Raw genomic sequence first — 11,709 nt, forward strand, 5'->3', positions numbered from 1 at the left:
GGCGGGAGGACGGACGCGACCAGCGCCGACGGTCGCTCGTCGGCTCAGTCGCTCGATCCGCGCGTCAGCGGATTCGAGCCATCGTTGCGACACAGGACCGGAGCCCGTGCTGCCGCGTGAGCTCGATGAGGCAGCTGCCGGATCACCGTTCGTCGTGATCGGTGTGTTCGTATTCGGAGCACATGCAGGCGACGCCGGTGGCGAGCCACTCTCGGCCCTGCCATTCGGGGCGGCGTTCGATCATCAGGGCACTGACCTCCTCGATGATCGTTGGCTGGCTCATGGCCGAGTCGCGCCGCTTCCATGTCTCGTCGCGCAGCATTCGGAGGTAGTCGCGGACGTCGGCGAGCAGTTCCGGGCCCCCGACATCGCCGTGTCCGGGCACCACGGTCTGCGCCGGGTCGGCGGCCAGCCGCTCCATCAACGCCAGCCAGCGCAGGCCCGAGACATCGGTGTCGTGCGGCGGGAACCAGGGAAAGATCGCGAACTGACCGGCCTCCACCAGGTCTCCGGTGAACAGGACGTCCGCGTCGCGGATTCGAATCAGCTGATCACCCATGGTGTGGGCCTGTCCGGCCGCCGTCAATTCGACGACGCGGCCGCCGAGGTCGAGCTCGTGGCTGGCGGTGTCGTAGACCAGATCCGGTTGCACCACCGCGACGTCATCCAGTCGGCGAGCCACCGTTTCGCCGAGTCCGCGGAACATGTGGAGATAATTCGCGCCCCGATGTTTCAGGTCGTCGGCTTGGGCGCGGTTGGTCACATAGGTCGCCGCGTCGGCGAAAACCTGTGCGCCGAAGGCGTGTTCGGGGTGGAAATGGGTGGTGGTGAGATACAGCTCGCGGCCCTGCGCGTACTCGGTGGCGAAGGTCAGCACGGTCTCGGCATTGCTGGGCCCCATTCCGGTGTCGATCACCAGCACGGCCTCCCGGCCGCCGATCAGGCCGATATTCGGTACCAGCGGAACACGCTGATCGGCGATGACGACGAGGTTCTCGGCGATCTCCTCCACCTTGCCGAGGCTTACGACCGGATCGGGAAGCGCATACTGGCCGACGCTACTGGCTGAGGGCATCTCGGATCTCCTTGTCCGTGATCGTGGCTGTGAATTCAGCCTCGCCCGCAGCCTCTTCGGTCGTCCAAGTCCGGTTTTCCGCAGCCGATACCGAGCGGGTATCGTCGCCGGTGATGGAACTGCGGACGCTGCGATATTTCGTGGCGGTGGCCGAGGAACTCCACTTCGGCCGTGCCGCCACCCGTCTCCGGATGACCCAGCCGCCGCTGAGCCGGGCCATCCGGCAACTCGAGGCCGAACTGGGTTGTGCACTGCTGCACCGTTCTCCGCAGGGAGTGGTCCTGACGCCAGCTGGTGAATCGCTCTACATCGATGCTCGCGCACTGCTCGCCCAAGCCGACCACACGCGAGACCGGGCCGTAGCGGCAGCGGGTGCGTCGGTGCTGAGGCTCGGCACGCTGGCCGACAGCGCAGAACAAGCCGGTGCCACACTGGCCGACGTCTTCAGAAACCGGCACCCAGGCGTCGAGATCCGCATCCGGGAAGTCGACTTCACCGATCCGACAGCCGGTTTGCGATCCGGGACGACCGACATCGCTTTGACCCGATCACCTTTCGACCAGACCGGTCTGACGGTCCGGGTGCTGCGGTCGGATCCGATCGGCGTCGTATTGCGATCCGACGATCCGCTTGCGGCACGCGCAAGCTTGCGCCGCGCCGAATTGGCCGACCGGCGGTGGTTCAGGCTGCCCGAGGACGTCGACAGCGCATGGCGCGCGTTCTGGATGCCCTTCGGCGGCACACGTGAGGACGGCCCGGTGGTTCGCACGATCCACGAATGCGTCCAGGCGGTGCTGTGGAACGACACCGTCGGGCTGACGTCTCTTGGACACAGCATGCCTCCCGGGCTGACCGTCGTTCCCGTGCCGGACATGCCGACCAGTGATCTGGTGATCGCCTGGAGAACCGGGGACCGAAACCCCTTGGTGCGGTCGTTCACGCGGATCACCGAGGACATCTACCGCGGGCGATCCATCCGCTCGACGTCCGACCGGTTCACGCGGTGATCGCGCACCGTGGCGAGCGCCGACCCAGGCGTCGCGCGCCGGGTGCCTCTTCGGGCAGCGCCTGGCCTTCGACGCCGACGCCGGTGATCTCCCCGACGACGCATACTCGGCCGTCATCGATGAGCCGCGGTAGACGACAGCGCCTCCCCGTCGGTGCGACGGAGAGGCGCTGTCGGAGGTGCGGCCGAGCCTTTAGTACGGCCCGTTGACGTTATCGATCGAACCGTACCGGTGAGCCGCGTAGTTGCAGGCGGCGGTGATGTTGGCGACCGGGTCCCAGATATCGAAGGGGGTGCCGTCGACGTGGTAGGCGTTGAATGTCGGATCGATCACCTGGAGCAGTCCCTTGGAGGGAGTGCCTTTGGCGGCATTGGAGTCCCACGTGTTGATGGCGCGGGGGTTGCCGCCGGATTCGCGCATGATGTTGCGGTGGATGCTGTCGTAGCTACCCGGAATGTTGTGCACGCGCATGATGTCGAGGGACTGGCGAATCCAGCCGTCGAGGTTGTTCTCGTAGACCGGAGGCGCCGGCGGAGGCAGGACGCCCAGCTGCGGCAGCGCGGGCAGCGGAGGCAGTGGGGGAAGCCCGGGCAGGCCGGGGACATCGGCGACCGTCGCGATACGGGACGGAACGGCGTCATCGGCCACCGCCACCCCGGTGGAGGCACCGAGGGCGACGATGCCGATCGCGGCCGCGAGGACGGCGCCGTTACGAAGCGACCGGTAGCGGAAAGGAGAGAAGCGTGACTCAGGCATTGCGAAATCAGTTCCTTGATCGTGCGGCGATCCGCCCCGACAAGGCAGCGCGGATCGACAGCGGGCGTCCGGCAAGGAGTTCGCCCGTATCGGCCATGTGCTGTTTTCGGATTTCGTTGTGAAAGGCCAGGCTTCGAATTCCTGGCGGCGCGATGCGGGAACTGGGCGCGGTGCCCTCAGGTGCCGCTGTCGTACCCGGGGGAGAATCCAGTCACGGATTGTGATTCTGGCTTCTCAGGTCTTTTCTGAACCTGATATCAGCTTGGTCACGATAGGTGAACATTCAGCAAACAAACAGTTAATAGTGGAAATTGCCGATCTTGGACAACTGGTATCGAGCATGTCGATAGGTCGCTGACCTGCGGATTCAATGGCAAACGTGATATGTCTCACAATTTGATTTTGCTTGTAACGCGGCCATTTTTGTCACGATCCGATACAGGTTGGGCTGCGGAGTCGCTGTAAGAATCGCGGCGGTTCTCGAGAAATTCTCGATCAGCAATGGTCTCGGTCGGGCAATCTTCGTGCACTGTATGGCCGAAACCGGGGAGTACCAGTTTCACTGGGAGTCGCGGCGGGCGGCTTCCTGCGGTGTCGCCGAGGATGCTCGAAGGCCATCCCGAATGCGGCACAGGTGTCACTCCCAGGCTCGGACGAGATCTTCCGGCCCCCAGTGCAGTGCAAGTGGAAGGTTCTCCGCAACGCCGGACCGGGAAACCGCCACCAGCGGTGTGTCATGACTGGTCCCGGGTACCGCGAGCAGCGAGCGGGCAAGGTTGTCGAAGTCATGGCGGTCGAAGGGCCGGTCTTCGAGCCACTTGATGGAGCCGATGAAATGTATTGCCCTGGCAACTGGCTCGCGGTCGGCGCCGACGAGGTCGATTTCGGGATTGTTCTGTCGGTTCCACCAGCCGCCGACCGCCTCGGTGTCGGGCCATCGTTCGTCGGGCAGCAGGCGCAGGAGGGATTCGCGGACCAACGGTTCGATAGCACGTCCGCGCCATGTGGTCCATGAGCGTTCGATGCGGGTCAGCGCGACATCGCCACGGCCGCGTTCGATGAGTGGGATGCCGCGTTGCAGGAAGGCGAGCCAGAACCGGAGATAGGAGTCGGCGATTCGGTAGCGCTTGTTCTTAGTGTCCGATTTCGTCGACAGCGGCAGCTCGCTGGCGATGATTCGCTTGTCTTGCAACGTGTTCAGTATCGGATTGAGGGTGCCCGCTGGCAGCGCGTTCTGTCCACCGGCTTGTGCGGCGATGGTGCTGAAGGTTCGTTCGCCGCTGCCGATGGCTTCGAGGACCGCGCGCGAGCGGAGGCCCTCCGGGAACTCGCCGAGCAGCGACAGCTCGCCCGCGACGAGCAAGGGGGCCAGCGGGTTCGCAGCTGCGTCGCGCAGGAAGTCGGTTCGGCTCATTCCTGGGCGCCAGGAACTGACGATCTCGGGAAATCCGCCGGTGATCAACAGCGCGTCGACGCTTTCGGCGGCGTTGAGGCCGGTCATGGCCTGCACATCGGCTAGGTGTAGTGGCTCGACGGTCATTTTCGTCGCGCGTCCGAAGAACGGCCGGTCTCGTGATCCGAGGGCCTCCATAACCGAGATGTCGCTGCCGACCAGGACGAGAAGGACCGGCTTGTCCGACAGGTGGCGATCCCACACCGTCTGCAACGCGCCTTCGAAGTCCGGATCCTGTTCGACCAACCACGGCACCTCATCGATGACCGCGATGCAGGGGGCGTCATCTGGCAAGGCGATCGCAAGAGACCGGAGAGCTTGATTCCAGTCGGTGGCCTGCAACCCACTGACCAGTTGTGCACCCCCGAGCGCGGACTGAGCGACCGTGGCGGTGAACTCTTCCCGCTCGGCGACTGGATTGCGGCCGCGTGTTGCCTGGAAGATCAGGTAGGCGCGGTTCGACCGATCGCAGAACTCCTGGACGAGCCGTGATTTCCCAACCCGCCGACGACCGGTCACGATGACCGCACGGCCACGGGTGGTGCCGGTGCCGTCGATCACCGAGTTCAGCTGACGAGCGAGCAGGTCGAGGTCGGCGGATCTCCCTGTGAACTCCACAACCAGCTCCTAAACTAAGGCGAGATCTTACTAAGATTGGGTCTTAGTTTATCCAAATTATCTGCCAAAAGTGGATGCGTTCGGTGGCGGTTCAGCCGAGGAAATTTTCGATCAGCGGAATGGTCTCGGTCGGGCAGTCCTCGTGCACGGTGTGACCGCAGCCGGGCAGTACCGTGGCAGTGGCGTTCGGGATTCGCGCGGCCAGGCGTTCGGCTTGGGTGGCGGGCAGCCATTCGTCGGCGCCGCCCCAGAGCACCAGGGTGGGGGCGGTCACCCTGGACAGGTCGGCGTCGGTGCGGCGGTAGTCGAGGTTACGCCACAGGGCGAGGAAGCCGTCGCGGTTGTCGGGGCGGGAGAACGGCGGCCACAATTCGTCGATCATCTCGTCGGTGACCAGGTGCTTGCGGTGGAAGGTGCCGCGGATGCTGTCGGCATAGAAGTCGCGGGTGGTGAGCTTCGTGGCGAGTTCGCCGAGTATCGGTGTCTGGAAAACGGGTGTGACGGGTGCTTTTTCGGCGTCGAGGCCCGGCGAATCCAGCAGGGCCAGCCGGTCGACTCGCTCGGGGTGCTGCTCGGCGAAGTACAGGCTCCACGCGCCGCCCCACGAGTGCCCCACCAGCGCAGCGTGGTTCAAGTCGATGGCGTCGAAGAAGGCGCCGATGGCCTGGGCCATGGCAGGCAGGTCGAACGCGAAGCCGGGGCGGCGCAGTTCGGTATAGCCCTGGCTGGGCAGATCGACCGCATACACGGTGTGCTGCCGCGCCAGCGCGGGAATCACGTCGCGCCACGAGTACTGCCACAGCCCACCACCCGCGACGAGCACGACCGGTGATCCCTGACCGGTCACCGTGTAATGGAATCGGGCCAGATCGGTATCGGCATAACGAGACTCGATGCGATCGAGGTAGGCGGGCCGGTCGGGCGAGCCCGGCGGGTTCCGGGCGTAGGCCACCGGCAGGGCGATCGCGAACAGCGCGGCGATGACGGTGACGAGTCCGAGGGCGAGTCGGCGGGCCCAGATGCTGATCCTCATGATGCACTCCGTGGTTGGCTGAGTTGGTCTCGATTGGTGGACGAACTCGTGCCCGGAGACGTGACGGGCTGTGGCGGGCCTCACGGACTTGTCGGTGGCGGGGGCTATCTTCCAGGCGTGCACAACAGAATCAGCGGATTCAGTTATGACCGCGTGCCGGTCGGCGATGTCGCTCTCAACGTCGGCGTAGCAGGCGCCGGAGCACCGATCGTGCTGTTGCACGGGTTCCCGCAGACGCATCTCGCCTGGCGCCACGTCGCCACCGATCTCGCGCGCGATCATCTGGTGGTCTGCCCGGACCTGCGTGGTTACGGCGCCAGCGACAAGCCTGCGGGCGGCCCGGACGGTGACGCCTACAGCAAACGTGTGATGGCCGCCGATATCGTAGGACTCGTGCGGTCGCTGGGCCACGACCGTTTCGCTGTCGCCGGGCACGACCGGGGCGGATTGGTCGCGTTCCGTGCCGGTTTGGACCATCCGGAGGCGATCACCCATCTGGCGATCCTCGACGTGTTACCGGCAGCGGACACATGGCGCGCCCTGCACGGGACTTCCGGCATCTTCGCCTTCCACCTCTACCTGCTCGCCCAACGCACCGATCTCGCCGAGCGCATGATTCGAGCCGATTCCGACCTGTTCTTCGGGCATTTCCTCGACACGTGGACACACGTGGCCGATGCGATCCCCGCTCAGATCCGGGCCGACTACCTCACTGCGGCGGCCCATCCCGACGCCATCCGCGCCGTGTGTGCCGACTATCGGGCCAGCGCGTATGTCGATCCGGCCCACGACGAGGCGGACCGCCGAGACGGACGCAGACTGGAGATGCCGGTGGCCGCACTCTGGCAGGATCCGGGGGAAGTGATTCTTCCGTTCGACCCCCTGGAGATCTGGTCGACATGGGCGCCGAATCTCCGCACGGCGACGGTGAACTGTGGTCACTTCCTGCCCGAAGAACAGCCGGGCGTCGTCATCGACACCGTGCGCGGTTTGATCGACTGACGCTGTTGCGCCGCGTATCGGGTGGGCCATCCAGATCTCCGAAATAGCCTCGGCGCCCGAACCCGGCAGCGATCGAGGAAATCCGCGGTGAGCGGGACGAGCTCGGCGACATGGGGTTTCAGGGCGAAGTCGCCGGTGTCGAAAAGAGGCAGTTCGGCCGCTGGAATGGGAAGGGCACCGCGCTCACGGCCACTGTGCGGCGCACCGGGTCCGACGGCGCTCGGCTGATCGACTCTGCCGCGCGAACTGCTCGTCGACCTGGTGATCGGCCGCCGTAGACAATGCGAGGCCGATGACAGTGTCCGCGACGGCAGGCCGGACATCGCGACATGCGTCGGCCTCGCGCAGGAAGAGTGTGCGAGGGCCGACACTGCTCAGTAAGTGGTCAGGAGCCGAAACGGGCCAACACGGAGCTGGCCTCTTGTGAGGCGGTGCCTTCCTCGGCGAGGTGAGCCATTTCCGGGGCGATTTCGCGGCCGTGGTGGGCCATCGCCTGGGCATACAGCCGACCGGCTCGGTAGGACGAGCGGACCAGAGGCCCTGCCATGACGCCTGCGAAGCCGATTTCCTCGGCCGCCTTGGAGTGTTCGACGAACTCTTCCGGCTTCACCCAGCGGTCGACCGGGTGGTGGCGGGGGGAGGGGCGCAGGTACTGGGTGATGGTGAGGATGTCGCAGCCCGCCTCGTGGAGGTCGCGCATGGCCTGGGTGACTTCCTCGGGGGTTTCGCCCATGCCGAGAATGAGGTTGGACTTGGTGACCAATCCCGTTTCGCGGGCAGCGGTCAGGACCGCCAGGGAGCGCTCGTAGCGGAAGGCGGGGCGGATGCGCTTGAAGATGCGCGGGACCGTTTCGAGGTTGTGCGCCAGCACTTCCGGACGAGAGGAGAAGACCTCGGCGAGTTGCCCGGGGTCGGCGTTGAAGTCGGGAATCAGCAGTTCGACGCCGGTGTGCGGGTTCAAACGCTTGATGGCGCGCACGGTTTCGGCGTAGAGCCACGCGCCGCCGTCGTCGAGATCGTCGCGGGCGACGCCGGTGATGGTGGAGTAGCGCAGGCCCATGGCCTGGACGCTTTCGGCGACGCGGCGGGGCTCGTCGCGGTCGAGGGCCGCGGGCTTGCCGGTGTCGATCTGGCAGAAATCGCAGCGGCGGGTGCACTGTTCGCCGCCGATGAGGAAGGTGGCCTCGCGGTCTTCCCAGCACTCGAAGATGTTGGGGCAGCCTGCTTCCTCGCAGACGGTGTGGAGTCCCTCACGCTTCACCAAGCCCTTGAGTTCGGAGTACTCGGGGCCCATGGTGGCGCGGGTGCGGATCCACTTGGGTTTGCGCTCGATCGGCGTCTGCGCGTTGCGCGCCTCGATGCGCAGGAGCTTGCGGCCGTTGGCGGCACGAGCGTCGGGCCCGGAGGAGGTAGCTTGCGTAGCCGCGGAGGGACCCGGGAGTGCCGCAGCAGGTTCGGCTGCGGCCGCGCTGTGCGGTGTCGGGGTGTCGACTGAGGTCACTTCATCGACCTTACGCCGTCGCGGTCGGGGCCTGCGGGGAGGTCTCGGCCGGGGTCGGACGGGAGATATCGTGCTCGGTGACCGGCAGTTCGCCGTCGAGCGCGCGGAGGACGGCGTCGGTCACCAGCGGCTTCATCTCGGCCACGGTCACCTCGCGGCCGAGCTCGCGAGTCAGGGTGGTGACGCCCGCGTCGCGGATACCGCACGGAACGATGGCCTGGAACCCGTCCATGGCGGAGTTGCAGTTGAACGAGAAGCCGTGCAGGGCGACGCCGCGCTGCACGCGCACGCCGATCGCGGCGATCTTGCGCTCGGCGTACAGCTCGGTTGCGGGCAGCCAGACGCCGGAGCGGCCCTCGACCCGGCCGCAGACGAGGCCGAGCCCGGCGCAGACGGTGATCAGCGCCTCCTCGAGACGGCGCACGTAGTTGACCACATCGACCGGCTCGGCCAGGCGCACGATCGGGTAGCCGACGAGTTGACCGGGGCCATGCCAGGTGATCTTGCCGCCGCGGTCCACCTGGACGACGGGGCTGCCGTCGATCGGCAGATCGTCGGCCTCGGTGCGGCGGCCCGCGGTGTAGACCGAGGGGTGCTCGAGCAGCAGCAGATGATCGGATCCGTTGCCCTCGGCGCGCTGGTCGGCGATGGTGCGCTGCAGGTCCCATGCGGCGTGGTAGTCGATGAGTCCGAGATCCTCGACCACGATCGGGGTCGTATCGAATCGGGCGGACAGGGTCGTGCGCGTGTCGTTCACGACCATGACGGTACGCCCACGGGGATGCCCGATTCCAGCACCTCGATGTGGGAACTGCCACAGGCGATCGGGTTTGCCCGGCGAGAGCTGGGTGGATGCTGGCCGGTGAGCGCCGATGGACGTGGGCACCCGCGCAGAGGTATTCCCAACTCCGGTGGGCCCGCTCCGGGCAAGCAGGCGCGGGCATAGGGAAGCGCGATCCGCAGGGGTGACGGCGGTAGCACGGGCTTCGCGTCGCGGCGTGGCTCTTCGTGGAGCCCGACGTGCCTGCGAGGAACAGCGCGGCGGTCGCTGAGTTCAGTCCACGGTGACGGGCAGCGTCAATTGCATCAGCGTCAAATCCATCCAGCGCCCGAATTTGTGGCCGACCTCGGGTAACACGCCGACCGTGCGGAACCCGAATCGTTCGTGGAGCTGGATCGACCCGGTATTGCCGGATTCGATGACGGCGATCATGGCGTGCACCGTGCCCGCGCGGCGCGCGCGTTCGATGAGTTCGGTGAGCAGGGCGGTGGCGATGCCGCGGCGGTGGAAGCGCTCGTCGACGTAGACCGAGTTCTCCACGGTGAAGCGGTAACCCGACTTGGTGCGCCACGGGCCGTAGCTCGCGTACCCGGCCACCTCGCCGTCGACGTCGGCGACCAGAACCGGCAGACCCGCGCCGGTGCGCTCGCGGTACCAGGTGACGCGGTCGTCGAGACCGACCTGCTCGGTGTCCCAGATCGCGGTGGAGGCGGCGATGTTCGCGTTGTGGATGGTGAGGATCGCGGGCAGGTCGTCGGGGTTCGCGTCGCGGATTACGGTGGCGGGCCTGGTGTCGAGTCGGTCGGTCATAGCTCGTCTCCGGGTCGTCCCACGACGGCGGCCAGCGCGGCGCCGATGGTGGGATGCTGGAACTGGTAGCCCGCCTCCTCGAGGGCCGTGGGAATCGCTCTGGGCCCGTGCAGGATCGCCTCCTGCGCCAGCTCGCCGACCAGCGCGCGCAACACGAATGAAGGAATCACCAGCGGAGTGGGCCGGTGTAGCGCGCGCCCCAGCGCACGGCTGAACTCGGCGTTGGTGACCGGTGCGGGACCGACCACGTTGATCGGACCGGACACCGAGTCGTGCGTGAGCGCGAACACGGTCGCACCGATCTCGTCGGCCATCGAAATCCACGGCGTGTACTGACGGCCGTTGCCCAGCCGACCGCCCAACCCGAGCGAGTACAGCGGGTGCAGCATGCCGAGCATGCCCCCGGTGCGGGACAGGACGACCGCGCTGCGCAGCAGCACCGTGCGCACACCGGCCGCGGCGGCGGGCTCGGTCGCGTTCTCCCAGTCCCGGCACAGGGTGGCCAGAAAACCGGAACCGGCGGAGGAGGTTTCGGTGACCACCCGGTCGCCGGTGGCGCCGCCGTAATAGTGCACGCCGCTGGCGTTGACCAGCACCGGCACGTTCGCGGCGACCACCGCGTCCGCGAGCACGTCGGTGGGCGTGATCCGGCTGTCGCGCAACTCCTGTTTGAAGCTGCCGGTCCAGCGGCGTCCGCCGACGCTCGCGCCGCACAGGTTGACCACGGCGTCGGCACCGCGAAGCGCTCGCTCGTCCAGGTGGGCGCGGGTGGGGTTCCAGGTGAATTCGTCCGGTCCGGCCGCGTTTCTGCGCACCAGCCGGACGACGTCGTGCCCGTCGCGGCGCAGAGCCGCGACGAGCGCCGTCCCGATCAACCCGGACGAGCCGGCGATCACGACCTTCATACGTGCCGCGGGACCTTCCTCACAGGCCGAGATCGGCCTCGAACGCCGCTTCCTCGAGCCGGTGCCGGATCGTGGTCAGGAAGCGACCCGCGTCGGCGCCGTCGATCAGGCGGTGGTCGTAGGTCAGCGGCAGGTAGCACATCGAGCGGACGCCGATGGACTCGTTGCCGGTCTCGTCGACCACCACGACCGGACGCTTGACGATCGCGCCGGTGCCCAGCATGGCCGCCTGCGGCGGAACCAGGATCGGGGTGTCGAACAGCGCGCCCTGGCTGCCGATGTTGGTGATCGTGAAGGTGCCACCGGCCAGCTCGTCGGGCTTGAGGCCTCCGTTGCGGGCGCGATCGGCGATGTCGGCGATGGCGCGGGCCAGACCGGCCAGGGACAGGTCGCTGGCGTTGTGGATGACCGGGGACAGCAGGCCCTGCTCGGTGTCGACGGCGATGCCGAGATGCACCGAGGCGTGGTAGGTGATCTCCTTGGTCGACTCGTCGTAGCTGGCGTTGACGTTCGGGTGCACGCCGAGCGCCTCGACGACCGCCTTCGCGAAGAACGGCAGGAACGTCAGGTTGACGCCCTCGCGCTCCTTGAATGCCGCTTTGGCCTGCTTGCGCAGCGCGGCGATCTTGGTGACGTCGGCCTCGTGCACTTGGGTCAGCTGCGCGGTGGTCTGCAGCGACTCGCGGGTCTTGGTCGCGGTGATCTGGCGGATGCGGTTGGCCTTCTGCACGGTGCCGCGCAGGTGGGCCAGCTGCGGGCGCGCCGCGG

Annotated in this window: 11 protein-coding genes; 2 read left to right on the forward strand and 9 right to left on the reverse strand. The window is 66.9% G+C overall.

What is annotated here, in order from left to right:
* Positions 1-142 precede the first annotated feature (142 nt).
* Positions 143-1,075, reverse strand: coding sequence for an MBL fold metallo-hydrolase (locus ON34_RS08665; protein WP_040776435.1), 933 nt, complete (start codon positions 1,073-1,075; stop codon positions 143-145).
* 113 nt (positions 1,076-1,188) lie between these two features.
* Between ON34_RS08665 and ON34_RS08670 the strand changes: the two genes are divergently transcribed.
* Positions 1,189-2,082, forward strand: a complete 894-nt coding sequence (locus ON34_RS08670; protein WP_040776438.1) for a LysR family transcriptional regulator — start codon at positions 1,189-1,191, stop codon at positions 2,080-2,082.
* 192 nt (positions 2,083-2,274) lie between these two features.
* Here ON34_RS08670 and ON34_RS08675 read toward each other — a convergent pair whose 3' ends face one another.
* The 3 genes from ON34_RS08675 to ON34_RS08685 form a co-directional block, all read right to left on the reverse strand.
* Positions 2,275-2,838 carry a transglycosylase SLT domain-containing protein gene (locus tag ON34_RS08675; protein ID WP_040776441.1) on the reverse strand — a complete coding sequence of 188 codons (564 nt, stop codon included), beginning with the start codon at positions 2,836-2,838 and terminating at the stop codon, positions 2,275-2,277.
* Between the two features lie 637 nt (positions 2,839-3,475).
* On the reverse strand, positions 3,476-4,909 hold the full coding sequence (locus ON34_RS08680; RefSeq protein ID WP_040776444.1) for an ATP-binding protein: 1,434 nt from the start codon (positions 4,907-4,909) through the stop codon (positions 3,476-3,478).
* 91 nt (positions 4,910-5,000) lie between these two features.
* Positions 5,001-5,942: an alpha/beta fold hydrolase gene (locus ON34_RS08685; protein ID WP_040776447.1), complete on the reverse strand. Its 942-nt coding sequence runs from the start codon at positions 5,940-5,942 to the stop codon at positions 5,001-5,003.
* A gap of 117 nt (positions 5,943-6,059) precedes the next feature.
* Here ON34_RS08685 and ON34_RS08690 point away from each other — a divergent pair, with 117 nt between their 5' ends.
* Positions 6,060-6,944 carry an alpha/beta fold hydrolase gene (locus tag ON34_RS08690; RefSeq protein WP_040776450.1) on the forward strand — a complete coding sequence of 295 codons (885 nt, stop codon included), beginning with the start codon at positions 6,060-6,062 and terminating at the stop codon, positions 6,942-6,944.
* A 385-nt stretch (positions 6,945-7,329) separates the two neighbouring features.
* Here the strand turns inward: ON34_RS08690 and lipA are convergent, their stop codons facing one another.
* From lipA to sucB, 5 genes are all read right to left on the reverse strand, one after another.
* A complete protein-coding gene (gene lipA, locus ON34_RS08695) occupies positions 7,330-8,445 on the reverse strand; it encodes a lipoyl synthase (RefSeq protein WP_040776453.1) in 1,116 nt (371 codons plus the stop codon).
* 10 nt (positions 8,446-8,455) lie between these two features.
* Complete coding sequence (gene lipB / locus ON34_RS08700; protein WP_040776456.1) at positions 8,456-9,208, reverse strand: lipoyl(octanoyl) transferase LipB; 753 nt, start codon at positions 9,206-9,208, stop codon at positions 8,456-8,458.
* Between the two features lie 291 nt (positions 9,209-9,499).
* Positions 9,500-10,036 (reverse strand): GNAT family N-acetyltransferase, encoded by a 537-nt coding sequence (locus ON34_RS08705; RefSeq protein ID WP_040776459.1) that lies wholly within the window; start codon positions 10,034-10,036, stop codon positions 9,500-9,502.
* Positions 10,033-10,941, reverse strand: a complete 909-nt coding sequence (locus ON34_RS08710; RefSeq protein WP_040776462.1) for a TIGR01777 family oxidoreductase — start codon at positions 10,939-10,941, stop codon at positions 10,033-10,035. The genes ON34_RS08705 and ON34_RS08710 overlap by 4 nt, the downstream gene beginning before the upstream one ends.
* 19 nt (positions 10,942-10,960) lie before the next feature.
* Positions 10,961-11,709, reverse strand: a 749-nt coding sequence (gene sucB / locus ON34_RS08715; protein WP_040776465.1) for a 2-oxoglutarate dehydrogenase, E2 component, dihydrolipoamide succinyltransferase, incomplete at its 5' end; no start/stop codon positions are given.

This window comes from Nocardia pneumoniae NBRC 100136 (assembly GCF_000308755.1).
Classification (GTDB): domain Bacteria; phylum Actinomycetota; class Actinomycetes; order Mycobacteriales; family Mycobacteriaceae; genus Nocardia; species Nocardia pneumoniae.

What these genes read in the sequence shown, in the direction of transcription:
- ON34_RS08665 (WP_040776435.1), bottom strand. Translation starts at nt 1,075, where the DNA reads ATGCCCTCAGCCAGTAGCGTCGGCCAGTATGCGCTTCCCGATCCGGTC.
- ON34_RS08670 (WP_040776438.1), top strand. Translation starts at nt 1,189, where the DNA reads ATGGAACTGCGGACGCTGCGATATTTCGTGGCGGTGGCCGAGGAACTC.
- ON34_RS08675 (WP_040776441.1), bottom strand. Translation starts at nt 2,838, where the DNA reads ATGCCTGAGTCACGCTTCTCTCCTTTCCGCTACCGGTCGCTTCGTAAC.
- ON34_RS08685 (WP_040776447.1), bottom strand. Translation starts at nt 5,942, where the DNA reads ATGAGGATCAGCATCTGGGCCCGCCGACTCGCCCTCGGACTCGTCACC.
- lipB (WP_040776456.1), bottom strand. Translation starts at nt 9,208, where the DNA reads ATGGTCGTGAACGACACGCGCACGACCCTGTCCGCCCGATTCGATACG.
- ON34_RS08705 (WP_040776459.1), bottom strand. Translation starts at nt 10,036, where the DNA reads ATGACCGACCGACTCGACACCAGGCCCGCCACCGTAATCCGCGACGCG.
- ON34_RS08710 (WP_040776462.1), bottom strand. Translation starts at nt 10,941, where the DNA reads ATGAAGGTCGTGATCGCCGGCTCGTCCGGGTTGATCGGGACGGCGCTC.